Raw genomic sequence first — 25,515 nt, 5'->3', positions numbered from 1 at the left:
TGTTCGGGCGGCCAGCCCGCAGCTAGCCCCGCCTGGGACGGCGGACCGCGCGCACCTTGCCGCTGTCGCCGCCGCCGCAGAAAAGGCGGTCGCCGCCGTCGGATTCCAGCCCCGAAACCATCGTCCCGGCCGGCAGGTCGAGCTGCTCGAGCACCTTGCCCGTATCAGGATCGATCCGCCTGATATCGCTGTCCTCGCCCTCCCAGGTGCCATGCCAGAGCTCGCCGTCGACCCAGGTCACCCCGGTGACGAAGCGCTTGCTCTCGATGGTGCGGAGAATCTTGCCGCTGTCGGGATCGATCTGATGGATCTTGCGCTCGCGATACTGACCGACCCAGAGCGAGCCTTCGGCCCAGGCCAATCCGGAATCGCCGCCGCCACCGGGCGCGGGGATCGTGGCGAGCACCTTGCCTGTCGCGGCGTCGATCTTCTGGATGCGATCCTCCGCGATCTGGAACAAATGGCGGCCATCGAACGCCGTGCCCGCATGTGCGGCGACATCGAGCGAGCGCGCGATTTTGCCGTTGGCCGGATCGAGGCCATTCAATTTGTCGCCCGATGCGAACCAGACATGGGTGCCGTCATAGGTGACGCCATGCACGGCCTCGACGCCTTCGAAAGGCCCGTACTCCGTGACGATCTCTGCGGCGGAACGCTTCATCTGCTCGATCCCTGTGATGTGACCAATCTACGCCTTCAGGAGCGGTCCGGGGAGTAACAAGCCTGTCGGGAATCCGGGGACCGGCGGGGTCATCCAGCGGCGCGCCCGTCCGTGGCCGAACGACTGCACCTTGTTTGCGCGCGCCAGCTCTTCGAGCGCCCGCTGCACCGTGCGTGCACTCATGCCAAGCGCGAGCGCGAGCGCCGAGCTCGACCACGGCTCGCCGTCGGCGAGAATGGCGAGCACGGCGGCGTGCTTCTCCTCGACGGGCCGCGCCAGCACGATGACGTCGCGCGTTTTCCGCGGCGCCAGCTCAAAGCCATTCTTGGTGGCGCTGATCTCGGCCAGCGGCTTGAGCTGGGTGCGGAGCCGACCGATCTCGACGCGCAAGCGCGCGCGGTGGGACTCATCGACGTGCCTGGCCCCAAACGCGCCCGATATCAGCGCCTCGCGCGAGACATCGGCGGGCCATGCCTGCGCCAGCAGGCGGGCGAGCGCGAACAGCACGGGGCGCGTTCCGAGCGACACGGCCGTGCCTTGCCTGCGCACGACGTGATGGAAGGTGTCGACGACGAGCGCCGTCGAGGTCGCCAGTCTCTCGACCTCGCCGAGCAGCAGCGGGTGCTCGCCGCCGCGCGCGATCAGGCGCGCAGCAGGCGTGTTCAGGACGAGGCTGGCGCTGTCGACCTCGGCTGCGAGCGCCGGGATTCTTGCTTGCAGCGCTGCCTTGCCGGCGCGGTCGAGCGCGGCGCGCGCATCTCTGGTTTTCAGCCGCCTGATGGCGATGCCGGCGACCACCAGCTCGCGCACCACAAGGGATGCAGGCGGCAGCGGGGAGGCGCCGATCTCGGCCAGCGTGCGCTCGGCCTCGTCGATCCGTCCGAGCAGGAGCAGCCGACGGGCCTCGATATGGCCGGCATGGGCGGCATTGGCGAGATCACCATGGCTTGCGAGCGTCGCACGTGCGGCTGCGAGCGTCTTGGCTGGCCAGCTCAGGTCGCGCGAGACCAGTGCGATCTCGGCCTCGGCCACCACGCATCTGGCGCGCGCGACCGCCTCTCTCGGCCCGAACGCGCGGGCGGCGCTGCGCAGCAGTGTCTTCGCCTTCGCGAGATCGCCGAGCTGCGCCATCGCGATGCCGCGTAGCGCCAGCGACGGCGCATCGTTGCGCAGCGCGACGCGGTTCAGGGCGCCGAGGGGATCGCCGGCCTCCAACGCGCGCGCGGCGGCCGTGATCAGCGACTCCATGAAAATCCCGCCACACTTGTTACTCCCACCGGGGCCTCGTCCGGTGCGAGAACTCGCTCACGGCCGACGATGTGCGGTGAGCAAGAGGTTTGGAGAGACATGATGACATCAGTTGAAAAAGCAGGAACTAACGCCGCCATGCAAACACCGCCGGTGGTGTCGCCGCAGGACTGGGAGGCAGCCCGTCAGCAACTGCTCGTGAAGGAAAAGGCGCATACCCGCGCCCGCGACGCACTCGCCGCAGAACGCCGGCGCATGCCGTGGATGGAAGTCGACAAAACCTACGCATTCGAGGCGCCCTCGGGCAAGGCCAGTCTGCTCGATCTGTTCCAGGGCCGAAAGCAGCTCATCCTCTACCGGGCCTTCTTCGAGCCGGGGGTGTTCGGCTGGCCTGACCACGCCTGCCGCGGTTGCTCCATGGTGGCCGACCAGGTCGCCCATGTCTCCCATCTGAACGCCCGCGACACCACGCTGGTGTTTGCCTCGCGCGCGCCGCAAGCCGACATCGTGCGGCTGAAGGCGCGGATGGGCTGGAACATTCCGTGGGTCACCATCACCGACAGTTTCGATGCCGATTTCGGCGTCGGCGAGTGGCACGGCACCAACGTGTTCTACCGCGACGGCACGCGCATCTTCCGCACCTATCTGATCAAGAGCCGCGGCGACGAACAGATGGGCGGCACCTGGAACTATCTCGACATCACCCCGCTCGGCCGCCAGGAGCCCTGGGAGGATTCGCCGGCCGGTTATCCGAAGTCGCCGACCTACAAATGGTGGAACTGGAACGACAGCTACGAGGCGGGTGCTGCGCCGGACAAGAAATGGGTCGAGGTCTCGGACGCCGGCGAGATCGCGCTCCGCACGCCGGGCGCGCAGTGAGCGAGGTCCATCCCGCCGGCACCAGCCGTGACGGCACGGAGGCCGCGTCCCGCCTCGCCCGATGGCTGGGTCTTGCGGCCACGCCCACCTTCGCGATCATGGCCGTGCTGACGGCCGTGCTCGGGGGCGGCCCGGCGGACGTGCTCTGCTCCGCCGGACACGGCTTGTCGCTCGGCGGGATGGTGCCGATGTATCTGCTGATGAGTGCGTTTCACTCAGCGGCGTGGTTGCGCCTGATCTCGGGGTCGAAGAACAAAGCCATCAGCGTCTCATCGTAATATCGGCCATTGTGCTTCAGCGCCTTCACGCCGCGACCGTATTCGACAAACCCTGCAGCCGCGTAGAGACGCAACGCAGGTAGGTTCTCGCTGACGACGGCGAGATGAAGCTGCTCGACGCGCTGTGCCGCATGAGCCGCGACCGCATCGACGAGCAGCCTGGCCGTGCCGGATTTGCGCGCGCCGGGCCGCACATACATGCCCCACAGCACCGCCTTGTGCGCAATCTTCGCGCCGTCCTCGCGGCGGAAGCCGGCGGTCCCCACCAGCTCGTCCGCGATGAACGTGCCGAACACGTCCGATGTCGTGAGGCGCTCTTCGAACCATGCGAGCGGCTTCTCCTGCTCGCGTTCGAACGTGCTGGTGAAGGCTTCGGGATGCGCCGCGAGCGCTTCGAGCCGGATTGCGCGGTAGAGGGGCGCGTCGGCGGGGGTGAGCAATCTGATCATGGCGATGCGAGATGTGCCAGAGGCAACGGTGCGCCGGCTTTCAGCGTTTGGATTGCAATGCTGCTGCGCACTTCCTTCACAATTGGCAGGTTGAGCAGCTTGTCGACGAGGAAGCGCTGATAGTCCTCGAGCTCGGGTACGACGATCTCGAGGAGGTAGTCGGCCTCTCCGGACACGAGGTGACAGGCAACGACCTCAGGCATGGCGACGACCGTTCTCTCGAAGCCCAGCGCCTGGTTGTTGGCATGGCCGTTGATCTTGACGCCGAGGAAGGCCGAGAAGCCGAGGCCGAGACGGCCGCGTCGCAACGACGCGCGGTAGCCGTCGATATAGCCGTCTTGCTCCAGCCGCCGCACCCGCCGCAAGCAGGGCGACGGTGACAATCCGACCCTTTCGGCCAATTCGATATTGCTCAGTCGTGCATTCCTCTGGAGTTCGGTGACGATGCGCCGGTCGATCGCATCCAGCTCGCATTTTGGCATGAACCGCATCCTGTTGGATCGAGAAGGGCACAATGTTGCGCCCGCGTCGCCAAGACTAGCCCAGTTCGCAAGGACATGCCTCGGCTTTCCGTGGGATGGATTGCTCCGATCTTGCCGCTGATGGAGTGAACCATGACCGAAAGCCCGGATGTCGCGCCTCTGCTGGAGGCTGTCGAGCGCTACTTCAAACTGATGTACGATAATGACGTCTCGCAGTTCGATCGCGTCTTCGCGCTGACGGCGCAACTGCACGGATTTCGCGATGCCGAATTGCGGATACTGCCAGCCGCCGACTACAGGAGGATGCTCGCATCGACGCCGTCCCCCCAATCAAGGAATGCCCAGCGTCTTCAGGAGATACTGCTGCTTGACTTGGCGTCACCGGCGCAGGCTCTGGTGAAGGTTCGCGTTCGGATCGATGTGCTCCAATACATCGACTATCTCGCGTTTCACCGTATCAGCGGCATCTGGCTGATCACCGCAAAATCGTTTTATATCGAGCGACGATATGAGCCGACCACCACCTAGCCCCCGTGATTCTATTGGCTGGCTGCCGCCTGTAGATATGCAACCACCTTGGCGGCGTCGTCGGCCGAGATGCCGCCATAGGGCTGCATCTTGTTGCCCGAGACGATTTCGTCGGGCTTGACCATGAAGCGGGTGAGCTTGTCCCGGTCCCAGACGAAGCCGGCATCCTTCATCGACGGCGAGTAGTTGTAGTTCGGCAGCGCGCCTGCCTTGCGTCCGACGATCTTGTTGAGGTTGGGACCGAGGCGATTGTCGCCTTCCTTCACCGAATGGCAGGTGCGGCAGGAATTGTTGAAGGTCTGCTGGGCAGCATCCTCGCTCGCCGGCTGCTGCGCGAGCGCGGAGGGCACGGCGAGGAGCAGCGTCAATGCTCCGACGGCCGCGATCGGACGCAGCCATGTGTCCGGCGACGTCTGCGGGCGTGGTTGCATCTGCGCCTCCACGTGAGATGACAAGGTCTGCCCGTTGCCAACGAAAACGGCCCCGGTCGGTTCCGGGGCCGTTTGCGTCACGATGTCCTGTCGCTTGCGACCGGCGCTACCGAAGCTCAGCGCGCCGCTCGGTCATCGGCAGCACGATCACCTTGGTGCCGACGTTGACGCGGGAGTAGAGGTCGGAGACGTCGTCGTTGGTCAGGCGGATGCAGCCCGAGGAGACGTGCTTGCCGATGGTATCGGGGGCGTTGGTGCCGTGGATGCGATAGACGGTGCCGCCGAGATACATGGCGCGGGCGCCGAGCGGATTGCCGGGGCCGCCGGCCATGTGGCGCGGCAGGTAAGGCTGGCGCTGGATCATTTCCGGCGGCGGGGTCCAATCCGGCCATTCGGCCTTCTTGGTCACCGACTGCGTGCCGGACCAGGTGAAACCATCGCGGCCGACGCCGATGCCGTAGCGGATCGCCTGGCCGTTACCGAGCACGTAGTAGAGATACGTGTTGGGCGTATCGATGATGATGGTGCCCGGCGCTTCACGCGTCGCATAGCTGACGGTCTGGCGCCGGAAGCGGGCCGGCGTCTCGACGGCGTCCTGATCCTCGGACGGCGCAGTCTGATAGGTCGGCGCCTGATAGGGCTGGTACGGTTGAAGCGGCTGCGGCGCGGTCATCGTCGGCAGCGGCTGGAAGAACGGGAAGAGCTGCACGGGCGCAGCCTTGGCCGGGCCGGCAAATGCGATTGCGGTCACGGCCACTGCACTCATGGCAACGGCGCGCGAAAACGTCTTGAACGTGTCCAGATTGAACATTGGTCGCCCCTGTTTGCGTGGTGTTTCTTGGTCACCCCGGCACCGTTTCGGTGCTCCGTTGCCCAATTCACTAACGACAATAAGTTTCGGGACGTTTGCTCGGAAAACCGAAAACGGTTTCGTCGTGGCAAGGATTGTTTCATGACAGTTTCGTGGCCGGGCGCGCCCGTTAACGAACAAAACAGCGCGCCGACACTTATGTGACGTCACACGCCTGAAATATCCGTGGTTGATGGTCCTAAGCCGAGAATCATCAAACTCTCGGGATTTCCCCATGCGGGTATTAATCGCGACTGACGCCTGGCATCCGCAGGTCAACGGTGTGGTCCGGACGCTGACCTCGCTGGCGGCTGCCGCCAAGGCCCTCGATGTCGAGATCGACTTCCTGACGCCTGATGGCTTCAGGTCCTGGCCGCTGCCGACCTATCCGGGCCTGCGCATCGCGCTGCCGAGCGGAAAGGAGATCGCGCGGCGGATCGAGAAGGCCGCGCCCGAAGCGCTGCATATCGCCACCGAAGGCCCGATCGGCTGGGCTGCGCGCGCCTATTGCCGCCGCAACGGTCTCGCCTTCACCACCTCCTACACGACGCGCTTTCCGGAATACGTCTCGGTGCGGACCGGCATTCCCGATGCCGTCGGCTATGCCGTGCTGCGCCACTTCCACGATGCCGCCGCCATGACCATGGTGGCGACGCCGTCGCTGCGGCAGGAGCTTTCCGGGCGCGGCTTCAAGCGGCTCGGCTTCTGGGGCCGCGGCGTCAACACCGAGCTGTTCCATCCGGACGCTCCGGCCAAGCTCGATCTGCCGGGCCCGATCTTCATGACCATGGGCCGCGTCGCGGTCGAGAAGAACCTCGAGGCGTTCCTGTCGCTCGATCTGCCCGGCACCAAGGTCGTCGTCGGCGACGGCCCGCAGAAGGCCGCGCTCGAGAAGAAATATCCGGACGCGGTTTTCCTCGGCGAGAAGAAGGGCGCGGATCTGACCGCGCATCTCGCTGCCGCCGACGTCTTCGTGTTTCCGAGCCTCACCGACACGTTCGGCGTGGTGCAGCTCGAAGCGCTCGCCTGCGGCACGCCGGTTGCGGCGTTTCCGGTGACGGGTCCCAAGGATGTCATCGCCGATCATCCGATTGGCGCGATCGACAACGATCTGCGTGCCGCTTGTCTGCGCGCACTCACCATGTCGCGCGAGACCTGCCGCAACTTCGCGCTGGAGCGCTCCTGGGAGAACAGCGCGCGCCAGTTCGTCGGCAATCTCACCTCACTCCAGCCCAGCCGTGCCTTGCGCGCCTCGCCCGTGATGGCGCGGCGGCCGGTGCGCGGCTGATCCAACCTTTGACCCACAGCGAGAACCTCATCGATGGCTAAGATCATGAACCTTGACGGCACCCAGCAGCTCGACCTCACCCGCGGTACGGTCGAGCAGGCCTATGATCGCTGGGCGCCCGTTTACGATCTCGTGTTCGGCGGCGTGTTCGCAAAAGGACGTCAGGCGGCGATTTCGGCCACCAACAAGATCGGCGGGCGCGTGCTCGAGGTTGGCGTCGGTACCGGCATCTCGCTGCCGCTCTATGCTCCGAACCTCCGTATCTTCGGCACCGATATTTCGGAAGCGATGCTCGACAAGGCGCGCCGCCGCGTCACCGAGGGCAACCTCAAGAACGTCGAAGGCCTCGCGGTGATGGATGCCGAGAAGCTCGAATTCCCCGACAATTCGTTCGACGTCGTGATGGCGCAATACGTTGTCACCGCGGTGCCGAATCCGGAGAAGGCGCTCGACGAATTCGCCCGCGTGCTGCGTCCGGGCGGCGAGCTGATCATCCTCACCCGCGTCAGCGCCGACACCGGCATGCGCCGCTTCATCGAGCAGAAGCTCCAGCCGGTGGTGCGTCCGCTCGGCTTCCGTACCGCCGAGTTCGCCTGGTCGCGCTATGCCAAATGGCTGTCCGGCGCCAAGGGAATCGAGCTCGCCGAGCGCCGTTTGATTCCGCCGCTCGGTCATTTCTCGCTGGTGCGCTTCCGCAAGGTCGACGTCGCCAAGGCAGCCTGAGCAGGGCTGCGAGAGAGCGGCGGTGCGATCCGCCGCTCACGCGTTCGCGTGCGTCATCGCGTCGCTGCACATCGTCACATGACAAAATGATGATGTCACACGGCGTACATCGAATCCCTGTAAATCCCTTACCCGAAAGCATTTTGGGGAATAGCATGATCAAGAATTATCTCGAGCAGCTGCGGATCCAGCGCTGGGACGACCATCGCTACTATCACCACAGCCGCATCAATCAGAGCCTGCACTTCGTCAGCGCGCTGAGCTTTCTCTTTGCCTATGTCTGGCTGTTCGTCGATCCCATGATCTCGGCGCTGGTCGGCTGGCTGGTCTCGATGACCTCGCGCCAGGCCGGTCACTTCTTCTTCGAGCCGCATGATTACGACCACATCAACCAGGCGACGCACGAGTACAAGGAAGACATCAAGGTCGGCTACAACCTTCAGCGCAAGGTGGTGCTGATGGCGATCTGGGCGCTGTCGCCGCTGGTGCTGGTGGTCGATCCGACGCTGTTCGGCCTGTTCACGCCCTGGGCTTCCGCGACCGATTTCATGCGGCAGGTGGCCAAGATCTGGCTCGTGATCGGCGGCGGCGGTCTCCTGTTCCGCACCGTGCATCTGTTCTTCATCCGCGACGTCGAGACCGGCCTGGTCTGGATGACCAAGATCCTGACCGACCCCTTCCACGATCTGATGCTCTATCGCAGCGCTCCGCTCGCCTTGATGCGCGGCGAACTGATGGATCCCGGCCTGCACCTCAACCCCGAGCACACGCTGGGACTCATCTCCGAGCCGACGCTCGAAGAGCAGCACGCCTGAGCGCGCTTCGATCCAACACTCCGATGTCTGATGGTTACGTCATGCCCGGCCTCGTGCCGGGCATCCACGTGTTAGGGATGGCCGCTGCGGCTTCTTCGCCTCGCCCCGCTTGCGGGGAGAGGCCGGCGCGCGCAGCGCGACGGGTGAGGGGGAGTCTCCGCGGGGGTGTTGCTGGTGGGTTTTTCACCAACTCTCACCAGACGCGCGGAGACTCCCCCTCACCCCAACCCTCTCCCCGCAGGCGGGGAGAGGGGGAGGAGAGACCGCGCCCCGGAATGACGGTGAATGTGGTTGGAGTAGTGGCCTCAGCGTCCAAAACGCTTGGCCAGCATCTCTTTCAGAATCTGCCGCTTGATGTTCTTGTTGGTGAGCGCGCCATCGTGCCACCAGAAGCCATCGGCCTTCATCTTCTCGGCCGCGCGGACGAAGCGGTCGGCGACTTCGCTGAAGTCGGCGTCGGTGTAGTTGAGGCTGAAGATCAGCCGCCCGGTGCCGACCCAGCTCAGCGACAGGCCCTCGGCACGCAGGTAATATTGCAGCATCCAGTTGTAGCGGGACGGAGTGGTGTATTTCACCGTCCAGATCGACGAGAAGTTGGCGAACTGCACGGGCAGCTTCGCGTCGGTCATCATCTGGTTGAGCTTTTGCGCGCGGCCGTTCCAGGTCGCGTCCAGCCCGTCATAGATGGCCCGGAAATTCGGGCTGGCGAGCCGGCTCAGGAACTCGTCCATCGCCGTCATGACGTAGGGGTGCGAGTTGAAGGTGCCGCGGGCGAAGCAGATGTCGGCGGGACGATCGTCGCGGAAGCGGCGCATCAGGTCTTTCTTGCCGCAGACGACGCCGACCGGCAGGCCGCCGGCGAGGCTCTTGCCGTAGGTCACCATGTCGGCCTTGACGCCGAAATATTCCTGGGCGCCGCCGGCAGCGAGACGGAAGCCGACGAAGACCTCGTCGAAAATCAAGACGATGCCGCGCTCGGTGCAGACGTGGCGCAGCTTCTTCAGCCATTCCGTGTAGGCGGCGCGATCGAAATTGCCGCCGCGCGACGAGTCGACCAGCGAGGAATCGCCGGGCGCGTTGCCGTTCGGATGCAGGCCCTGCAGCGGATTGACCAGCACGCAGGCGATGTCCTTGCGCGTGCGCAGCACGTGGAGCGTCTTCTCCGACATCTCGGAAAGGGTATAGGTCTCGTGCGCGGCGATCGGATTGCCGACGCCCGGTTGCACATCGCCCCACCAGCCGTGATAGGCGCCGGCGAAACGGACCAGATGCGTGCGCTTGGTGTGGTAGCGCGCGAGCCGCACGGCCTGCATCACGGCTTCGGTGCCGGACATGTGGAACGAGACCTCGTCGAGGCCCGAGATCTGGCAGAGCCGCTGCACGTTCTCGAGGATGACGGGATGGTAGGGACCGAGTACCGGACCGAGCGCATGCGCGCGCTTCTCGGAGCCTTCGATGCACTCCTTGTAGAAGTCGTTGCCGAAGATGTTGACGCCGTAGGAGCCCGTGAGGTCGTAGGAGGTATTGCCGTCGACATCCGTGACGGTGACGCCGCTCGAGGATTCCATGAAGGTCGAGGTGCCCAGATGCTCGCGGACGAGACGCGCGAACTGGAATGGCACGCGGTAGCTTTCGGTGAAGTTGAGGTCGGAGATCGTCTCCGCCGCCTCCTTCGTCATCGCGCGGCCCTTCGGGTAGCGGTCAGCGTAGAGAGCTGCGAGCCGGAAGAAGGCGTCCTTGCGCTGCTTCACCACGTTCGCGGGCGCGCCGTCGCAGCCGAAATATTTGTCACCCTCGAATTCGTAGAACGGCAGCAGCTTTGCCACCCGGCGCGACATCTTGGAGTGCCCGGCGAGCGAGCGGTGCTTGGCGCGGGACAGTTCGACCCGCGCCTTGATCTTCGGGAGGACGGCGGCAGCGGACGCTGCGGCGGCCACGGAAAATGAGAGAATCGGGAGTGTCGTTTCCATGACAACAAGCGCTAATACTGCGAGCTGACAGATTCATGACAGTCAAAGCCCTCATCGCCTCTTTCACCCAGCAGGAAGACCTCAACTTCCTGTTGACCAACCGCATCCCCCGCGCGGCGCTGACCCGCTTCATGGGCTGGTTCTCCAAGATCGAGAACCCGCTGGTGCGGGACGGCTCCATCGCGCTGTGGAAGCTGTTCTCCGACCTCGATCTGTCGGAGGCGAAGAAAGACCATTTCAGGAGCCTGCACGATTGCTTCACCCGGGAGCTCAAGCCGGGCCTGCGGCCGTTTGATCCGGACCCGTCGGTGGTCGCCAGCCCCTCGGACGGCATCGTCGGCGCCCATGGCCGGATTGCCGACACCGAGCTGTTCCAGGTCAAGGGCGCGCCCTATTCGCTGCTCGACCTGCTTGGCGACCCCGCGCTGGTCGAGCAGCACCGCAACGGAAGTTTTGTGACGCTGCGGCTGACCTCGAGCATGTATCATCGCTTCCATGCACCGTTCGATGCACATATCGAGCGCGTCACGCTGATCCATGGCGATGTCTGGAACGTCAACCCGATCGCGCTGAAGCGGGTCGAGCGTCTCTTCTGCAAGAACGAGCGCGCGGTGATCCGCACGCATCTCGCAACCGGCGAGGCGGTGACGCTGGTGCCGGTCGCAGCGATCCTGGTCGCCAGCATCCGTCTGCATTTCCTCGACATGGTGCTGAACGCGCAGACCAGGGGGCCGGTCAATTTTCCCTGCGATGTCAACGTCACCAAGGGCGAGGAGCTCGGCTGGTTCGAGCACGGCTCGACCATCATCATCCTGGCACCGGGTGATTTTTCGTTCTGCGACGGTATCGGAGAAGGAGCGCGCATCCGCGCAGGCCAGGCGCTGCTGCGAAGAAAATAGCCTTCAAACCGCCGTCCCCGCCGCCTATACCGTCGGCGGGGGCGATTGGACGATACGGGTTTTGTGATGGCGCGGGCGCCGGTGATGGCGGCGGGTGGTATTGTGCTGCGGCGTGGCGACACGCCGCTGATTGCCATCGTGCGTCAGCGCAAGCGCAATGAATGGGTCTTGCCCAAGGGCAAGCTCGACGACGGCGAGACGCCGAAGGAGGCCGCGCACCGCGAGGTGCTGGAGGAGACCGGCCACGACGTGCTCGTGCACGAGTTTCTCGGCACCATCGCCTACCAGTCCGGCGGCCCCATCAAGATCGTGCATTTCTGGCGCATGGAGGCCGAGGGCGGTCCCGTCCGCAAGCTGATGAACGACATCAAGGCCGTCGACTGGGTGACGCTGGACGACGCGCTGGCGCGCCTGTCGCGCGAATATGAGCGCGCCTTCCTCACCCAGGTCGGCCCGATCGCGATCGCCGCGGCCGGGCTTGCACCTCTACCCGCACTGGAGCCGACGCCAACGCTGGCGGCCGACGACATCGATGCCGCCTTGCAGACGCTGACGCCGGTTGAAGTCGCTTCTGTCGACGAACTGCGGCATGGCCTGTTGCAGAAAGTGAAGGCCTGGCTGCGCGGCGAGGCGTAGGCGCTACCCGCGAGTCCGGAATCGCACAATCGTAGGGTGGGCAAAGCGGAGCGTGCCCACGATACCGAAGACGGGCACGGCGCTCACGCGCCTTTGCCCACCCTACGATAGCTTGCTCCGCGGCGAGGCCCTACCGCTTCTTCTTTTCTTTCGGTGCCGGAGCCGGCGCGGGTCTGCGCGGGGCGACTGGGCGCTGCGCGGCCGGCAGGCGCTGCTGCAGGCCGGGCTGGCGTGGCGCGGCGCCTTGTTGCGGCTGGGCGGCCGGCGGTGTGCCGGGCTGCAACCCGGTGCGCGGCGTTTGCGGCGTGGTCCCGTTCGGTTGCGCCGGCGCGGCGCTGCCCGGCTGAGGCGCGACCGCACCAGGCGGTTGCGGAGATTGTCCGCCGCGCTGTGGCTGCGTCGGCCGCGTGCCGCCGGGTTGCGTGCCTTGTCCGGTGCGCGGCTGACCCGTGCCCTGCGGCTGTCCTGTGCCTTGCTGCTGACCCTGGCCCGCGCGCGGCGCGCCCGGCTGCGCGGCGCCGCCCTGTCCTTGGCGCTGCGGCTGCTGCGTACCCTGGCGGTTCGGCGCACCCGGCTGCTGCTGACCCGGACGGTTGTTCTGACCCGGCTGGCCGTTCTGCGGCTGCTGGTTCGGCGCCGTGTTGGGACGCAATTGCTGTTGCTGCGGCGGCTGCGCCGGTCGCGGAATGCGGCTGACCGCGGCCGGATTGGCGCGGCGGAAGTCGCGCTGCTCGGTGACGATCTGGCGGCCGGTGGTCTGCGCCGCATGCACCTGGGTGACGAAGCCGCGGTCGCGCGCAATCTGCTGCGGCGGGATCGTGATCGGCACCGCGGCAAAGCGCATGCCGCCCGGGCCGGCCGCACCCGGCCGGATCGCAAAGCCGCTCGAGGCCTGCGTCAGCGCGCCGAGCCGCGTGCCGCTGGCGCGGTCGTTGACGTCGATATGGCCGACGCGCCCGTCGGCGTCGGGATAGAGCTTGATGTTGACGTTGTTCGCGTTGTTCGCGGTCGCGTTCTCGGGCACGTCGACGACGCCGGTGGTGCCGCGAATGCCGAGCGTCGCGGTCGGCGTTGCTATCTTCATGTCGCCGGTCTTCGCCACCGCCGCCGCGACGAACGCAACCGTGCCCTTGCCGATGTCGAAGATCGCCGAGTTCTGCTTGCCGCCGTCCTCATAGACGTAATTGTCGATGGTGATCTTGGAGCTGGCGGAGAGGTTGAACGTGGTGGCGTCGTTGAAGGTGATGCCGAGCGACGAGTTCGAGGAGGTCTGCACGACGTCGTTGAGATAGATGTCGTCGCGCACTTTCAGCGGATAGGAGTTCTTGTCGCGGATCACGGTCGCGATCCCCGTCACCGTCGCGACGTTGCCGATCGGCTCCACGGCGGTGGCTTGCGCATCGGCGGCAGGCGCCGGCGAGGCCGATGGGGTCGGGGAGGGCGCGGGCGTCGGTTGTGCCTGCGGCTGCGCTTGTGTCTGTGGCTGCGCTTGCGCGAGCTCGATGGCGTCGGACGCGCATGCCCTGTCCGCGCCGGCCAGCGGCAGCGCCAGCAGCGGCAAAGTAAACACGACGCGGCGCCAAGCCACCATCAAAGCCACGAATGAGGTCCCGGTGAGAACACGAGGCGAGATCGGCCGATATCAGCCGGAGCCGGCTGAATGGCGGATGAACGTCTGTCGCACGGAACGGGAGAACGTTCAAACGCCACGTCCCGGTGTCAGGGACGTGGCGCCATCATAAGAACAGGAATGCTTGCCTGCGGGCGATGCTTCGGCCTCAGCTCACGCGCTTCCAGGTTTGACCGCCGCAGAACATGCCGCCGAAGGCGCAGCCCTGCACGCGCATCGCGTTCGGACCCTTCATCGCGATCGTCGAGTCGTAGTTCTTGCCGGAGTCGGGATCGTGGATGCGGCCGCTCCACTTGGCGCCATCGGGCTTCATGTTGATCAGGATCCGTTCGTTGGTCTTCTCGGCATAGCCGCAGAGATTGGCGCCGCACTGTTCGACGCGGACATTGCCCTTGTTCTCTTCGGTCGCCCACACGCCGACCGGCGTGTTCGCGGCCTGCACCGGCGCGACGGGAGCAGGGGCCGGAGCCGGCGCATAAGCGGGAGCAGCGGCAACCGGAGCAGGGGCTGCAACCGGCGCAGGCTGCGTGGTCGTGTCGACAGACGGCGCAGCGGCGACGGTCGTGGCCGGAGCGGCGGCGGCAACAGCGGGCGCGGCTGGCGCGGTGGCCTGCACCGGCGCGGGCGCCACGGGCTGCTGCTGCACCGGAGCCGGCGCGGGCTTTGCCGTCGTCGTCGCCGGCGTGGTGTCGTCATCGTCCTTGGAGCCGCCAAGGCCGTTGAGGTTGATGTTGTTCAGCTTGATCGGCTTGTTCGACAGGCCCGGCGCCACGATGGTGACGCAATCGAGCGAGGCGCAGTTGCGCGGCGTCTCGATGCGGACGCGCTGGCCTTCGATCTGGAACGAGATCGAGTTGCCGGCATGCGCGGCGGCGGTCGAAGCGAGGAAGAGCGCGGTGGCGGCGATGGTGAGCTTGTTCATGACAACCTCCGAAATGGCGTGGTCCCGATATGGACTGAAGTCGGTCGTGGACCGGATGTGGTTCGACCTTATGCCGGCGCCCTCCGGCCTTCTGTGATGAACCTCACGATGGCTCCCAGGGTGAGCCAGCGCACATTCGGACGCCCTTCATCCGCGTAACGTCGCCGTGACAGAGTGGGAGACATCGATGAAGCGGCTTGCGATTTTGCCTGGCACGTTGATCGCACTGACGGTGATCGCGCCTGCGGCGCAGGCCGGTTCCTACTCCTTCACGATCAGCGGCCATCGGTTCCATGTCGAGGCACCGCGCAACTGCCGATCCACGTCATGCGTTTCGGTGTCAAGCCGATCGCTGCGAACGACGGACGATGTCGCCACCACATCCGCCCCGCCGCCTGCGCCTGCACCCGCGGTCCAGGCGCCACAGCCGGTCTATCCCGTTGCCTCAGTCAGGCCGGCGCAGGCGACGGTCGTCGCGCCGCCCGCCCCCGTGCTTGCCGCCACGACATCACAGCCCTTCGCGCCGCCGCCGGCGCCAAGACTTGAGGCGCCAAGACTCGAGACGCCAAGACCAGAGACGCTGAGCCCCAATCCGCCGCGGGTTGATCTGTCACGCCTGGATCCGCCGAAGACGATTCCCCTGCCGCAGCCGGAACCACCGGCCCCCAATCCGGATCCCACGCTCCAGCCGGCCACGACGATCGCACCGCGCAGCGACGACGAGCCGGCCTACATGCCGTTCGGCGAATGGGAGAGCGACGGCGCCAAAGGCACGGTCCGCATCGAACGTTGCGGCCCCGCGCTGTGCGGCTTCGCGCTGACCGAGGCGTCGACCCGGGGCGAGAGCGTGCTGGTCAACATGAAACCGAAAGCGCACGATGTCTGGGCCGGCAGCATCTACAGCCGCTCCAGCGGCAACACCTATTATGCGACGATGACGCTGAAGAGCTCCGGCAAGCTTTACGTCGAAGCCTGCGCGCTCGGCCATTTCTGGTGCTCCGGCAACGACTGGACGCGCGTCGAGCCGCGGCCGGAGAAGCTGATCACGACCGCGCGCCAGTGGGGCGCAAGGTCGTAGGTATGGTCGTGGGCAGCCTGGCTCCCCTGTCCAATTTGTAATCGTCCTGCACCGAACCTGCATCTCGCTTGCGCGCGACCGATGGCTGACGACGCATGCAAGGAGATTGCACATGAAACGCCTCGCCATCATCGCTGCGCTGCTGATCGGCAGCGCGATCTCGGTCCACGCCGACACCGACATCTGGGCCAATGTGCTGAAGCAGAAGCGCGGCGACGACGCGCTGAATGTCGACAGCTCATTCTGCGATGCGCAGCTCGGCGCGCCGCAGAACGGCACGGCGATGTCGGCCGCGTACAAGCGCTGCATGCGCGGGCGCGGCTGGCGCTTCAGCCACACCGTGCGCGTGAAGGACGATCGCTATCCCGATCCTGACGATCCCGGCATGATGTGCCGCGATTTCAAGATCGGCGGCATCACCGGATCGGACTGCTCGAATTTCTGAGCAGCGCAGAGCACCCGGCGGACAATCTGTCTCAGCCGGGCGAGCTCTGCGATAAGATCGGCGGACGCTGCTAGATCATGCCGAGCACGATGGCGACGACAAAGGCCATGGCAACGTACGCTGTGATAACGCTCAGTCTCCCGACGAACGTCATGACGTTGCTCCCTGAGATCCCGCTTGGGATCGCGGACATCATGGTTAACAGAAACTGACCGTTGAAAAAAGCCAGCCTCTCTGTCGTTCATCTGCGGCTGCGGACGCGTCATGGTAAAGCAAAGCTGAAATCGACACGTTGAAGAGTCTTTAAGTAAATTCACCGAACGTGCGTGCATGACGCGCGGAGTTCGTTTGTATCTCGTCGGCTCCATCGTCCTTGTTTCGCTTGCGGGTTGCGGACGCGGCTTTTTTCAGGCCGAACGTGAACCGTGGCGGGCCGAGGCAGAAGCGGCGTGCCTGAAATCGGGCGCCGTGAAGGAGAGTGCCGACATCGTCCGGATCGATCCGATCTCCGGACCCGGCATGTGCGGCGCCGAGTTTCCGCTGAAGGTCGCCGCCATCGGCGATCCCTCCAGCAGCTACGGTTTCGCCGATGAGGACCTGCGCCCGCCCGGCAATGTCGGCAATCAGCCGCGCTGGCCGGTGACGCAGCCGCAGCCGAATTCCTATCCGCAACGGTCGAACTATCCCGAGAGCGCGGTGCGCCAGCCTGCCGGCTATGGCGCGTCCTCCGGACCGGTGTCGCTCAGCGCGCCCGGCGTGGCGCCGCAGGAAGATGAGATCGACCTGCCGCCCGAGGGCACCGATGCCGCGGGCGCCGCGCGCTACATGAATGCGCCGAGCTATCCGGCGCGGCCGCCCGGTCCGGCGCCTTACTCGCAGGCGCCCATGCAACAGCCGCTGCCGCGGCTCGGTCCCGCGCAGGGCAATCCCGTCACCGCCGTCGGTCCCGTCGCGGTGAAGCCGACCGCGACGCTGGCCTGTCCCATCGTGTCGGAACTCGACCGCTGGTTCGCCGACACCGTGCAGCCTTCGGCGATGCGCTGGTTCGGCGCCCGCGTGGTCGAGATCAAGCAGATCTCCGCCTATTCCTGTCGCGGCATGAACGGCAATCCGCACGCTCATATCTCCGAGCACGCCTTCGGCAACGCGCTCGATGTCGCCGCCTTCGTGCTCGCCGATGGTCGCCGCATCACCGTGAAGGACGGCTGGCGCGGGATGCCGGAAGAGCAGGGGTTCTTGCGCGACGTCCAGTCGGGTGCGTGCGCGCATTTCACCACCGTGCTGGCGCCGGGCTCGAACGTCTATCACTACGATCACATTCACGTCGACCTGATGCGCCGCGCCAGCCGCCGTCTGATCTGCCAGCCCGCCGCAGTCTCCGGCGAAGAGGTTGCCGGGCGCGCACAGCGGCGCACGCCGTATGCGAGCAATCGCGATCCCTCCGTGACCGGCGCGCTCGGTGCGCACAAGAGCAAGCACGACAAGGTCAACGAGGAAGACGAGTTCTCGGACGACTAGCCGCGCAAGATTGAAGAGGGCGGGGCGTAGCGCGGCACCGCGCGCCACCGCCGCAGATCAGAACACGTCGATGGTCGGGAAGCGCGGCTCAGCGGTGATGCAGTCCCAGAGATAGATCGCCAGGCCGACGTCGCCGGTCCAGAGCGAATAGCGTCCGCGGCCGACGACGATCTTGGCGCCGCGATACTGGACAATGGCCGTCATGGCGAACTGGCGTGCGCGGTCGAGCCAGACCGGATCGTTCGTGCGGCGATAAAGTTTGAGGAACGCGTAGCCGTTCCCGCCGGTGCCGTGGCATAGGTTCGAACCCTTGGTCAGCGGTCCGGCGGCCCAGGTGAATCGGCCGGCATCGTGCAGAAGCGCGTCAAACTCAGGCGTCGCGAGCGGCGCGTCGGCCAATGTCGTCGCCATGCCGGGGGCGCCGTGGCAGTGCTGGCACAAGGTCGGTGGCGTCTCGCGCTTGCTTCTCGCGCCCCAATTGGCTCCGAGCTCGGACGACCACGCATTCGCCGCCAGCGTCTGCGGCACGATTTCGGCGACCTGCGCCTGCTGTGCCGGTGTCAGCCAGTCCCATCCACGCAGCAACGGGATGATGTTGCCGGCGAAGCCATGCACGGGCCCGAGCCAGCGGTCCTTGGCGCCGTAGAGATCCTGGGTCCAGAGCCGGCCTTGCGGCGTTTCCTCCAGATCATCCAGCAGCCGGGCCGCTTGCGTTTCGAACAGTCCGCGCCATCGCGGCTCCCGTGTCATCTCGGCCATGTGGACCGCAGCCAGCATGGATCCGGGCATGCCCCACATCAGCTCACGGATCGGGAGTTCGGTATTGGCTTCCGCGCGCGCATAGACGAGATCGGCGAGGCTTGGTGTGGGATCGAGGCGCATGGCGAGGAGTGCGGCCCCCATGTCGCCAAACAGCAGCGAGCCGTGCTTGGCGTAGCCGGCCGGCGAACTGCTCTCGAACCTGGCGGTTGTCCGTTCGAGAAGTTTTGGCAGGACCGCGCGAAAGTCCTTCGCGATGGGGCTGGCGCCGACACGATGCAAATAATCGAGCGCCCAGATGACGCCTGCCGCACCGAAATAGAAGCTGGGGTTGCCGTCTCCGGCCCCATCGTCGCCGGGGTGACCGGGCCAAAACGTCTCGGGATCGAAATCGGCGATGGCATCGGCCACGATGTCCGCAATCGCGGTGCGGGCGGCCGGCTCGCTCCAGGCGTCGTGCACAAGCGCGCGGTGGCGACCGAGGGCAATCATGATCTGCGTTTCGCGACGTCCGTCGCCGGCGCCAGCCCCATGCATCGCTGCACGTCGGCCGGGACATTGTAGGTCCGCATGATGTGGCGGCTGTCGCGCAAGCCGGTTGCCTCGCGTTGCACCACGAACATCCAGAGCGCCTGGCCGGCTTCCATCACCAGCTTGCGCCTCGCCGGCTGCATCGCATCCGGGATCTCCGGAACCGCATGCGCGGCGTCGAATTCGCGCAATTGCGCGAGCGCCTGCTCGAGCGTGCGGCCCATCCGTCCAAGCGCGGAGGCCTGTTCCTGGACGATCTCGTAGTGGAGGATATCGACCGGCGGGCGAAGATCACGGGACATGGCGCTCAATATAATGCGGCGCCAACCGCGTGCGCAACGCGTGGCCCGTCGCCGTTACTTCGCCTTGTACGCGGCGAGGAACATCCGCGTCGCGCTGTCGATCACTTCCGTCATGCGCTGTTCTGTCGGCGGCGGCGCGGCCTGGAAGACGAAGGGCAGGAAAAGTGAAGCCTTGCACAGTTCCATGAACTGCGAGGCGGCCAGGTCGCAATCGTCAATCGCGAGATCACCGGGGGCGACATGGGCTTTGAGATAGTCGGACAACCGGCTGATGGTCTTTTCGAGCACGCAACCATAATAGCGGCGGCCGACGTCGGGCATGCGCTCGGCGATCGCCATCACGGTGCGGATCGCCGATCCGCCGCCGGGCCGGCAGAGCAGATGCAGATAGGCCTGGCCGAAATCCTTCAGCGTGGTCTCGGCATCGCGCGCGGGGTCGAAGTTGAACACGACCTGGCCATGAAACAGCGCCTCCTCCTCGAGGATGGCTTCGAACAGCGCGCTCTTGTCGGCGAAGTAAACGTAGAGCGTGCCCTTGGAGACGCCGGCCGCGCGCGCGATCTCGCCCATGCTGGCGCCGTCAAAACCCAGATCCATGAACACCTTACGGGCGCCGGCCAGGATCTGGCGGCGCTTGGAGCTGTCCTCCTCCTGGAGGACGCGCAGAGGTTCAGGGCTGGCTACAACCATTGGTTCAGCGTCTCGAAAGGTTTCTCGAATCGGGCTCGAAGCATGAAACCGAAATAAAGGATTCGGACCAGTAGGGTCCGCGCGGGAATATTAAGTATATTGACCGAACCGTTCGGTCAATGATATTTGGGATGGGTGAGCGGGAACGCGGCCGTGCGACGGCTGCCCCGGATCGCACTCTTATTGGGGAGGCCTTTATGGCCACATCGAGAGACCAGGCTGCGCGCGTCCTTCGCCAGGAAGCGGTGGAGACGACGACGCCGAACGGTGAAGCTGCGACCGGAACATCCGCAGTCCTCGCCGAGCAGTTGCGCTCTCATGTGGCCGAAGAAACCAAGCGCCGCACCAGCGAGGCGCCGGAGAAGCCCGTGACCGACCAGCCGGCTCCGACATCCGCGCCCGCCGCTGCCGCGCCAAAATCCGGCAAGCGTAAATTCGTCATGATGGGCATCGGCCTCGTGCTGGCGCTCGCGGCGGCAAGCTATGCCGGCTACTACACGCTGGTCGGCCGCTTCTACGTGTCCACCGACGACGCCTATGTCCGTGCCAACAACACCATGCTGGGCGCGCGCGTGGCCGGCCATATCTCCTCGATCCTGGCCGGTGACAACACGCTGGTGCATGCCGGCGACACCGTGCTGCGCATCGACGACGGCGACTACAAGATCGCCGTCGACGCGGCTGCGACCCGGATCGCGACCCAGCAGGCCACCATCGACCGCATCGGCCGCCAGATCGCGGCGCTCGACAGCCAGGTCGCACAGGCCAAGGCGCAGCTCGTCTCCGCCGAGGCCGGCCTCAAGCGCGCCGATCTCGACTATGAGCGCCAGCAGGCGCTGAGCAACAAGGGCTTTGCCTCGCGCGCGACCTTCGAAACCTCGGAAGCCGGTCGCGACCAGGGCGCCGCCGCGGTCAAGGCCGCACAGGCCGCCTACGACGTCGCGGTGAGCAATGTCGACGTCGCCAAGGCGCAGCAGGCCGAAGCCCAGGCGCAGCTTGCCGAGCTCAAGACCACGCTCGCCAAGGCCGAGCGCGATCTCGCCTTCACGGCGGTGCGCGCGCCGGTCGACGGCATCTTCTCCAACCGTCTCGTCAACGCCGGCGACTTCGTCGCCGTCGGTCAGCGCCTCGGCAATGTCGTGCCGCTCGACGACGTCTATATCGACGCCAACTTCAAGGAAACGCAGCTCAAGCGCATCCGTCCCGGCCAGCCCGTGACGATCAAGGTCGATGCCTACGGCATGCGCAAGTTCTCCGGCGTCGTCGACAGCATCGCGGCGGGCTCCGGCTCGGTGTTCACGCTGCTGCCGCCGGACAACGCCACCGGCAACTTCACCAAGATCGTGCAGCGCGTGCCGGTCCGCATCCGCGTGCCGAAGGCGGTTGCCAGGCAGAACCTGCTCCGCGCCGGCATGTCGGTCTATGCGACGGTCGACACCAACAAGGGCGCCGCCGACGCCGACAGCGAGATCGATCTCGACGATCCCACCATGATCCATCCGCAGTAAGCGCGTCCGAGCGCTGCGAGGTCAGACCATGGCGAACGCCACGACTGCTTCACCTGCCATGATGGCATCAGCCGATTCGGAGCGCATCGCGCCGAAGCGGCTGATCGCCTTCATCATCATGGTGTTCGGGATGTTCATGTCGATCCTGGACATCCAGATCGTGTCGGCATCCCTCAGCGAAATCCAGGCCGGCCTGTCGGCGAGCTCGAGCGAGGTCTCCTGGGTCCAGACCGCCTATCTGATCGCCGAAGTGATCGCGATCCCGTTGTCGGGATTCCTGTCGCGCGCCTTCGGCACGCGGCTCCTGTTTGCGATTTCGGCGGCCGGATTCACGATTTCGAGCCTGCTCTGCGGCTTCGCCACGACCATCGAGGAGATGATCCTCTGGCGCGCGCTCCAGGGCTTTCTCGGCGCCGGCATGATCCCGACGGTGTTCGCCTCGGCCTACACCGTGTTCCCGCGCACGAAATTCCACATCGTCGGTCCCATCATCGGGCTTGTGGCGACGCTGGCTCCCACGATTGGCCCGACGGTCGGCGGCTACATCACCGATCTGATGTCGTGGAACTGGCTGTTCTTCATCAACGTCGTCCCCGGCATCGGCATCACCCTGGGCGTGCTCGCGCTGGTCGATTTCGACGAGCCGCATTTCGAGCTGCTCGACCGCTTCGACTGGTGGGGCCTGATCTTCATGGCCGGCTTCCTCGGCACGCTGGAATATGTGCTGGAGGAAGGTCCGCAATATGAATGGCTGCAGGACACGTCGGTGGCGATCTGCGCCTGGATCTGCGCCGTGTCGGCCATCGCCTTCTTCGTGCGCGTCTTCACGGCGGCCGAGCCGATCGTCAATCTGCGTGCCTTCTCCAACCGCAATTTCGCAGTCGGCTCCACGCTGCAATTCTGCATCGGCATCGGCCTCTACGGCCTGACCTACATCTATCCGCGCTATCTCGCCGAGGTGCGCGGCTACAGCGCGCTGATGATCGGCGAGACCATGTTCGTCTCGGGCATCACCATGTTCCTGGTCGCCCCGCTGGTCGGCCGGCTGATGGCGAGCCTCGACATGCGCTACATGATCGCGTTCGGCTTGATCGTGTTCGCGATCGGCTCCTACCAGATGACCTGGATCACGCGCGACTTCGATTTCTACGAGCTCCTGATCCCGCAGATCCTGCGGGGCGTCGGCATGATGTTCGCGATGGTGCCGACCAACAACATCGCGCTCGGCACGCTGCCACCCGACAAGGTGAAGAACGCGAGCGGCCTGTTCAATCTGATGCGCAATCTCGGCGGTGCGGTCGGGCTCGCCGTCATCAACACCGTGCTCAACGATCGCGCCGACCTGCACATCACGCGTCTGCAGGAGCGCGTGACCTGGGGCAATGCCACCGCGACCGAGACCCTGACCCTGCTTCAGCAGAAATTCCAGGGGCTCGGAGACTCGACGCTGATGGCGATGAAGCAGCTCAGCCAGATCGTGCACCGCCAGGCCGTGGTGATGAGCTTTGGCGACGCGTTCTTCATCCTGACCTTGTTCTATCTGAGCCTCAGCCTCCTGGTCACGTTGCTGAACAAGCCGGTTTCGCCGTTCGGCGCTGGCGGCGACGCGCACTGACGGTCATACGATCGGTGTCGTCGCCCGGCCTTATGCGCAATTGCGCATCAGGACCGGGCGACCCAGTATTCCAGAGGCCGGCGTTGCAGAGTTCGCTCTCACCACATTTGTCCCGGCGTACTGGATGCCCCGGTCAAGCCGGGGCATGACAGCAGTGATGGGGCGGCAGCACCGCGCACCAAAATGCAACACTCGTGCGTGATCTCGCGCGGGGCCCGTTGCAAAACGCGAATCACACATCTATAAAGCGCACCTCATTCAATCGAACCGGGGAGAGATTTGCATGATTTCGTCGCATTCGCAGATCGCGTTTCCGCGCTCGATGATGGTCTGGCTCGGTACCGTTTCGGCCTGCTAGAGGCCGCTTCCGCCAGCTTCGATTGGGCCAGGGTTTTGCCCAAACGCCCCGATCGCTCCGCTTCCCAAGTCAAATTCAGTTTTAAGTGACGCCGTCTCGGCCCTCGCGGCCGGCCCGCGTCCATCGATGGAGCCGGCCCGCGGCAAAGCGGCCGGATGACGCCATGACCTCTCTGTCAAAAAAGCCCGCGGCGATCCGCGTGGTGTTGCCCTTCGTGTTCCGGCACTGGCTGAACCAGCCGGGGCGCACGCTCGCCATTGCCGTCGGTCTGCTGGGGGCGACCGTTGCCGACCTGTTCATGCCGGTGTTTTCAGGACATCTGGTCGACGCGCTGACGCGCGGCCCGTCCGATCCTGACGCCCGCCACGCCGCGCTGGTGGCGCTGGGCGGCATCGTGGTGCTGGGCGCGGCCTCGATGGTGCTGCGCCTGACCGGCCTGCAGGTGATCGTGCCGTTCACGCTGAAGATCATGTCGGACGTGGCGCAGGACGCATTTCTGCGCGTGCAGCGCTTCTCAACCGACTGGCACGCCAACTCCTTCGCGGGCTCGACCGTGCGCAAGATCACGCGCGGCATGTGGGCGCTCGATCTGCTGAACGACACCATCCTGCTGGCGTTGCTGCCGTCGCTGGCCGTCCTGATCGGATCGATGGTCCTGCTCGGCGTGCATTGGGCCTCGCTCGGCGCCGTGATCGCGCTCGGCGCGGCGGCCTATGTCACGATGACGGTGCTGTTCTCGACGCGCTACATCGCGCCGGCCGCGCGCGTGTCCAACGCCTGGGACACCAAGGTCGGCGGCACGCTGGCGGATGCGCTGACATGCAATGCGGTGGTGAAGTCCTTTGGCGCCGAGTCGCGCGAGGATGCGCGGCTCGCCCGCGTCATCAAGCGTTGGCGCACGCGCGTGCGTCGCACCTGGTTCCGCTACAACTACACCGCCATGGCGCAGCTCTCGCTGCTGCTGTGCCTGCGTGCGTCGGTGATCGGCGGCTCCGTGCTGCTGTGGATGTACGGACATGCCTCGCCCGGCGACGTCACTTATGTGTTGACGAGCTACTACGTCATTCACGCCTATCTGCGTGACGTCGGCATGCACATCAACAACCTCCAGCGCTCGGTCAACGACATGGAGGAGTTGGTGGCGATCCATGACGAGCCGATCGGCATCGCGGATGCCGCTGACGCACGGCCGATCGCGATCGAAGGCGGCGAGATCGTGTTCGACGACGTCACGTTCCTTTATGGCGGCCATCGCGCGCCGCTGTACGACGGGCTGTCGGTCAGGATCCGTGCCGGCGAGCGTGTCGGCCTGGTCGGTCGCTCCGGCTCCGGCAAGACGACGTTCGTCAAGCTGGTGCAGCGGCTCTACGACGTCACCGGCGGTCGTGTGCTGATCGACGGGCAGGACATCGCGCTGGCCACGCAGCAATCGCTGCGCAGCCAGATCGCGATCGTGCAGCAGGACCCGATCCTGTTTCATCGTTCGCTCGCCGAGAACATCGCCTATGGCCGGCCCGGTGCCAGCCTCGAGGCGATCGAGCAGGCGGCGCGGCTGGCGAATGCGCACGACTTCATCCTGCGCCTGCCGAAGGGCTACGGCACGCTGGTCGGCGAGCGCGGAGTGAAACTGTCGGGCGGCGAACGGCAGCGCGTGGCGCTGGCGCGCGCCTTCCTGGCCGATGCGCCGGTGCTGATCCTGGACGAGGCGACCTCGAGCCTCGATTCGGAATCGGAGGCGCTGATCCAGCAGGCGATGGAGCGGCTGATGAAAGGCCGCACCTCGATCGTGATCGCACACCGGCTGTCGACGGTGCGCAGCCTCGATCGCATCCTGGTGTTCGACCGCGGCGAGATCGCCGAGCAGGGCACGCATGCCACGCTCGCGGGCAAGCCTGGCGGAATCTATCGCAGCCTGTTCGAGCGCCAGGTGGTGGAGCTCGGGCATATCGCAGCAGCTGAGTGAGGCGCGGCGGCGGGGCGCAAGCCCTGCCGTCACGTCGCCAAAGACTGGAATGAAATCCG

The 25,515-nt window shown here is 65.6% G+C and carries 26 protein-coding genes; 14 read left to right on the top strand and 12 right to left on the bottom strand.

Annotation, left to right across the window (positions count from 1 at the left end; translation table 11 throughout):
• Positions 1-22 precede the first annotated feature (22 nt).
• Positions 23-661 carry a PQQ-binding-like beta-propeller repeat protein gene (locus NLM31_RS32860; protein ID WP_254133430.1) on the bottom strand — a complete coding sequence of 213 codons (639 nt, stop codon included), beginning with the start codon at positions 659-661 and terminating at the stop codon, positions 23-25.
• A 27-nt stretch (positions 662-688) separates the two neighbouring features.
• Positions 689-1,909: a helix-turn-helix domain-containing protein gene (locus NLM31_RS32855; protein WP_254133429.1), complete on the bottom strand. Its 1,221-nt coding sequence runs from the start codon at positions 1,907-1,909 to the stop codon at positions 689-691.
• Positions 1,910-2,008: 99 nt separating this feature from the next.
• Here NLM31_RS32855 and NLM31_RS32850 point away from each other — a divergent pair, with 99 nt between their 5' ends.
• Positions 2,009-2,788: a thioredoxin family protein gene (locus NLM31_RS32850; protein WP_254133428.1), complete on the top strand. Its 780-nt coding sequence runs from the start codon at positions 2,009-2,011 to the stop codon at positions 2,786-2,788.
• Positions 2,785-3,066 (top strand): hypothetical protein, encoded by a 282-nt coding sequence (locus NLM31_RS32845; RefSeq protein ID WP_254133427.1) that lies wholly within the window; start codon positions 2,785-2,787, stop codon positions 3,064-3,066. The genes NLM31_RS32850 and NLM31_RS32845 overlap by 4 nt, the downstream gene beginning before the upstream one ends.
• Here the strand turns inward: NLM31_RS32845 and NLM31_RS32840 are convergent.
• Entirely contained in the window at positions 3,000-3,515 is a 516-nt protein-coding gene (locus NLM31_RS32840) for a GNAT family N-acetyltransferase (RefSeq protein ID WP_254133426.1), read from the bottom strand. The two genes, NLM31_RS32845 and NLM31_RS32840, sit on opposite strands and share 67 nt — an antisense overlap.
• A complete protein-coding gene (locus NLM31_RS32835; RefSeq protein WP_254133425.1) occupies positions 3,512-3,997 on the bottom strand; it encodes an Lrp/AsnC family transcriptional regulator in 486 nt (161 codons plus the stop codon). Before NLM31_RS32835 ends, NLM31_RS32840 begins: the two co-directional genes overlap by 4 nt.
• Before the next feature lie 132 nt (positions 3,998-4,129).
• Between NLM31_RS32835 and NLM31_RS32830 the strand changes: the two genes are divergently transcribed.
• A complete protein-coding gene (locus NLM31_RS32830) occupies positions 4,130-4,525 on the top strand; it encodes a nuclear transport factor 2 family protein (RefSeq protein ID WP_254133424.1) in 396 nt (131 codons plus the stop codon).
• Positions 4,526-4,536: 11 nt separating this feature from the next.
• Here the strand turns inward: NLM31_RS32830 and NLM31_RS32825 are convergent, their stop codons facing one another.
• Positions 4,537-4,956, bottom strand: a complete 420-nt coding sequence (locus tag NLM31_RS32825; RefSeq protein WP_254133423.1) for a cytochrome c family protein — start codon at positions 4,954-4,956, stop codon at positions 4,537-4,539.
• A 106-nt stretch (positions 4,957-5,062) separates the two neighbouring features.
• Positions 5,063-5,767, bottom strand: coding sequence for a L,D-transpeptidase (locus NLM31_RS32820; RefSeq protein WP_254133422.1), 705 nt, complete (start codon positions 5,765-5,767; stop codon positions 5,063-5,065).
• 274 nt (positions 5,768-6,041) lie between these two features.
• On the opposite strand from NLM31_RS32820, the gene NLM31_RS32815 reads away from it, so the two are divergent.
• The 3 genes from NLM31_RS32815 to NLM31_RS32805 all read left to right on the top strand — a co-directional run bounded on the left by NLM31_RS32815 (position 6,042) and on the right by NLM31_RS32805 (position 8,632).
• A complete protein-coding gene (locus tag NLM31_RS32815; RefSeq protein ID WP_254133421.1) occupies positions 6,042-7,094 on the top strand; it encodes a glycosyltransferase family 1 protein in 1,053 nt (350 codons plus the stop codon).
• A 33-nt stretch (positions 7,095-7,127) separates the two neighbouring features.
• Complete coding sequence (locus tag NLM31_RS32810; RefSeq protein ID WP_254133420.1) at positions 7,128-7,817, top strand: methyltransferase domain-containing protein; 690 nt, start codon at positions 7,128-7,130, stop codon at positions 7,815-7,817.
• A 155-nt stretch (positions 7,818-7,972) separates the two neighbouring features.
• Positions 7,973-8,632 carry a hypothetical protein gene (locus NLM31_RS32805; protein WP_014492925.1) on the top strand — a complete coding sequence of 220 codons (660 nt, stop codon included), beginning with the start codon at positions 7,973-7,975 and terminating at the stop codon, positions 8,630-8,632.
• 305 nt (positions 8,633-8,937) lie between these two features.
• On the opposite strand, the gene NLM31_RS32800 is transcribed toward NLM31_RS32805, so the two are convergent.
• The gene (locus NLM31_RS32800; RefSeq protein ID WP_254133419.1) at positions 8,938-10,602 is read right to left on the bottom strand and encodes an aminotransferase class III-fold pyridoxal phosphate-dependent enzyme; all 1,665 of its coding nucleotides are present in this window, start codon (positions 10,600-10,602) and stop codon (positions 8,938-8,940) included.
• A 35-nt stretch (positions 10,603-10,637) separates the two neighbouring features.
• On the opposite strand from NLM31_RS32800, the gene asd reads away from it, so the two are divergent.
• Entirely contained in the window at positions 10,638-11,501 is an 864-nt protein-coding gene (gene asd / locus NLM31_RS32795) for an archaetidylserine decarboxylase (RefSeq protein ID WP_254133418.1), read from the top strand.
• A gap of 66 nt (positions 11,502-11,567) precedes the next feature.
• Complete coding sequence (locus NLM31_RS32790) at positions 11,568-12,137, top strand: NUDIX hydrolase (RefSeq protein WP_254135504.1); 570 nt, start codon at positions 11,568-11,570, stop codon at positions 12,135-12,137.
• A gap of 130 nt (positions 12,138-12,267) precedes the next feature.
• Here the strand turns inward: NLM31_RS32790 and NLM31_RS32785 are convergent, their stop codons facing one another.
• Both NLM31_RS32785 and NLM31_RS32780 read right to left on the bottom strand, forming a co-directional pair.
• Positions 12,268-13,728: a FecR domain-containing protein gene (locus tag NLM31_RS32785; protein WP_254135503.1), complete on the bottom strand. Its 1,461-nt coding sequence runs from the start codon at positions 13,726-13,728 to the stop codon at positions 12,268-12,270.
• 187 nt (positions 13,729-13,915) lie between these two features.
• Positions 13,916-14,689 carry a DUF2147 domain-containing protein gene (locus tag NLM31_RS32780; RefSeq protein ID WP_254133417.1) on the bottom strand — a complete coding sequence of 258 codons (774 nt, stop codon included), beginning with the start codon at positions 14,687-14,689 and terminating at the stop codon, positions 13,916-13,918.
• 187 nt (positions 14,690-14,876) lie between these two features.
• Here NLM31_RS32780 and NLM31_RS32775 point away from each other — a divergent pair, with 187 nt between their 5' ends.
• From NLM31_RS32775 to NLM31_RS32765, 3 genes are all read left to right on the top strand, one after another.
• On the top strand, positions 14,877-15,767 hold the full coding sequence (locus NLM31_RS32775) for a DUF2147 domain-containing protein (protein WP_254194987.1): 891 nt from the start codon (positions 14,877-14,879) through the stop codon (positions 15,765-15,767).
• Positions 15,768-15,879: 112 nt separating this feature from the next.
• The gene (locus NLM31_RS32770) at positions 15,880-16,212 is read left to right on the top strand and encodes a hypothetical protein (protein ID WP_254194986.1); all 333 of its coding nucleotides are present in this window, start codon (positions 15,880-15,882) and stop codon (positions 16,210-16,212) included.
• A gap of 330 nt (positions 16,213-16,542) precedes the next feature.
• Positions 16,543-17,730 carry an extensin family protein gene (locus NLM31_RS32765; RefSeq protein WP_254194985.1) on the top strand — a complete coding sequence of 396 codons (1,188 nt, stop codon included), beginning with the start codon at positions 16,543-16,545 and terminating at the stop codon, positions 17,728-17,730.
• A 57-nt stretch (positions 17,731-17,787) separates the two neighbouring features.
• On the opposite strand, the gene NLM31_RS32760 is transcribed toward NLM31_RS32765, so the two are convergent.
• From NLM31_RS32760 to NLM31_RS32750, 3 genes are read right to left on the bottom strand one after another with little or no spacing between them, the layout of a single operon-like run.
• Positions 17,788-18,981: a LanC-like protein gene (locus NLM31_RS32760; protein WP_254194984.1), complete on the bottom strand. Its 1,194-nt coding sequence runs from the start codon at positions 18,979-18,981 to the stop codon at positions 17,788-17,790.
• Positions 18,978-19,322 (bottom strand): DUF6665 family protein, encoded by a 345-nt coding sequence (locus tag NLM31_RS32755; RefSeq protein ID WP_254194983.1) that lies wholly within the window; start codon positions 19,320-19,322, stop codon positions 18,978-18,980. Before NLM31_RS32755 ends, NLM31_RS32760 begins: the two co-directional genes overlap by 4 nt.
• A gap of 54 nt (positions 19,323-19,376) precedes the next feature.
• Positions 19,377-20,012, bottom strand: a complete 636-nt coding sequence (locus NLM31_RS32750; RefSeq protein WP_254194982.1) for a TetR/AcrR family transcriptional regulator — start codon at positions 20,010-20,012, stop codon at positions 19,377-19,379.
• Between the two features lie 197 nt (positions 20,013-20,209).
• On the opposite strand from NLM31_RS32750, the gene NLM31_RS32745 reads away from it, so the two are divergent.
• From NLM31_RS32745 to NLM31_RS32735, 3 genes are all read left to right on the top strand, one after another.
• Positions 20,210-21,520 carry an HlyD family secretion protein gene (locus NLM31_RS32745; protein ID WP_254194981.1) on the top strand — a complete coding sequence of 437 codons (1,311 nt, stop codon included), beginning with the start codon at positions 20,210-20,212 and terminating at the stop codon, positions 21,518-21,520.
• 28 nt (positions 21,521-21,548) lie between these two features.
• Complete coding sequence (locus NLM31_RS32740) at positions 21,549-23,135, top strand: DHA2 family efflux MFS transporter permease subunit (RefSeq protein ID WP_254194980.1); 1,587 nt, start codon at positions 21,549-21,551, stop codon at positions 23,133-23,135.
• A gap of 521 nt (positions 23,136-23,656) precedes the next feature.
• Entirely contained in the window at positions 23,657-25,456 is a 1,800-nt protein-coding gene (locus tag NLM31_RS32735) for an ABC transporter ATP-binding protein (RefSeq protein ID WP_254133408.1), read from the top strand.
• Positions 25,457-25,515 lie beyond the last annotated feature (59 nt).

Origin of the sequence: Bradyrhizobium sp. CCGUVB4N (assembly GCF_024199945.1) — a bacterium.
Lineage (GTDB): Bacteria > Pseudomonadota > Alphaproteobacteria > Rhizobiales > Xanthobacteraceae > Bradyrhizobium.
This window is presented reverse-complemented; position numbering and strand designations above follow the sequence as displayed.

What these genes read in the sequence shown, in the direction of transcription:
- NLM31_RS32860 (WP_254133430.1), bottom strand. Translation starts at nt 661, where the DNA reads ATGAAGCGTTCCGCCGCAGAGATCGTCACGGAGTACGGGCCTTTCGAA.
- NLM31_RS32855 (WP_254133429.1), bottom strand. Translation starts at nt 1,909, where the DNA reads ATGGAGTCGCTGATCACGGCCGCCGCGCGCGCGTTGGAGGCCGGCGAT.
- NLM31_RS32850 (WP_254133428.1), top strand. Translation starts at nt 2,009, where the DNA reads ATGATGACATCAGTTGAAAAAGCAGGAACTAACGCCGCCATGCAAACA.
- NLM31_RS32840 (WP_254133426.1), bottom strand. Translation starts at nt 3,515, where the DNA reads ATGATCAGATTGCTCACCCCCGCCGACGCGCCCCTCTACCGCGCAATC.
- NLM31_RS32835 (WP_254133425.1), bottom strand. Translation starts at nt 3,997, where the DNA reads ATGCCAAAATGCGAGCTGGATGCGATCGACCGGCGCATCGTCACCGAA.
- NLM31_RS32830 (WP_254133424.1), top strand. Translation starts at nt 4,130, where the DNA reads ATGACCGAAAGCCCGGATGTCGCGCCTCTGCTGGAGGCTGTCGAGCGC.
- NLM31_RS32825 (WP_254133423.1), bottom strand. Translation starts at nt 4,956, where the DNA reads ATGCAACCACGCCCGCAGACGTCGCCGGACACATGGCTGCGTCCGATC.
- NLM31_RS32820 (WP_254133422.1), bottom strand. Translation starts at nt 5,767, where the DNA reads ATGTTCAATCTGGACACGTTCAAGACGTTTTCGCGCGCCGTTGCCATG.
- NLM31_RS32815 (WP_254133421.1), top strand. Translation starts at nt 6,042, where the DNA reads ATGCGGGTATTAATCGCGACTGACGCCTGGCATCCGCAGGTCAACGGT.
- NLM31_RS32810 (WP_254133420.1), top strand. Translation starts at nt 7,128, where the DNA reads ATGGCTAAGATCATGAACCTTGACGGCACCCAGCAGCTCGACCTCACC.
- NLM31_RS32805 (WP_014492925.1), top strand. Translation starts at nt 7,973, where the DNA reads ATGATCAAGAATTATCTCGAGCAGCTGCGGATCCAGCGCTGGGACGAC.
- NLM31_RS32800 (WP_254133419.1), bottom strand. Translation starts at nt 10,602, where the DNA reads ATGGAAACGACACTCCCGATTCTCTCATTTTCCGTGGCCGCCGCAGCG.
- asd (WP_254133418.1), top strand. Translation starts at nt 10,638, where the DNA reads ATGACAGTCAAAGCCCTCATCGCCTCTTTCACCCAGCAGGAAGACCTC.
- NLM31_RS32790 (WP_254135504.1), top strand. Translation starts at nt 11,568, where the DNA reads ATGGCGCGGGCGCCGGTGATGGCGGCGGGTGGTATTGTGCTGCGGCGT.
- NLM31_RS32785 (WP_254135503.1), bottom strand. Translation starts at nt 13,728, where the DNA reads ATGGTGGCTTGGCGCCGCGTCGTGTTTACTTTGCCGCTGCTGGCGCTG.
- NLM31_RS32780 (WP_254133417.1), bottom strand. Translation starts at nt 14,689, where the DNA reads ATGAACAAGCTCACCATCGCCGCCACCGCGCTCTTCCTCGCTTCGACC.
- NLM31_RS32775 (WP_254194987.1), top strand. Translation starts at nt 14,877, where the DNA reads ATGAAGCGGCTTGCGATTTTGCCTGGCACGTTGATCGCACTGACGGTG.
- NLM31_RS32770 (WP_254194986.1), top strand. Translation starts at nt 15,880, where the DNA reads ATGAAACGCCTCGCCATCATCGCTGCGCTGCTGATCGGCAGCGCGATC.
- NLM31_RS32765 (WP_254194985.1), top strand. Translation starts at nt 16,543, where the DNA reads ATGACGCGCGGAGTTCGTTTGTATCTCGTCGGCTCCATCGTCCTTGTT.
- NLM31_RS32760 (WP_254194984.1), bottom strand. Translation starts at nt 18,981, where the DNA reads ATGATTGCCCTCGGTCGCCACCGCGCGCTTGTGCACGACGCCTGGAGC.
- NLM31_RS32755 (WP_254194983.1), bottom strand. Translation starts at nt 19,322, where the DNA reads ATGTCCCGTGATCTTCGCCCGCCGGTCGATATCCTCCACTACGAGATC.
- NLM31_RS32750 (WP_254194982.1), bottom strand. Translation starts at nt 20,012, where the DNA reads ATGGTTGTAGCCAGCCCTGAACCTCTGCGCGTCCTCCAGGAGGAGGAC.
- NLM31_RS32745 (WP_254194981.1), top strand. Translation starts at nt 20,210, where the DNA reads ATGGCCACATCGAGAGACCAGGCTGCGCGCGTCCTTCGCCAGGAAGCG.
- NLM31_RS32740 (WP_254194980.1), top strand. Translation starts at nt 21,549, where the DNA reads ATGGCGAACGCCACGACTGCTTCACCTGCCATGATGGCATCAGCCGAT.
- NLM31_RS32735 (WP_254133408.1), top strand. Translation starts at nt 23,657, where the DNA reads ATGACCTCTCTGTCAAAAAAGCCCGCGGCGATCCGCGTGGTGTTGCCC.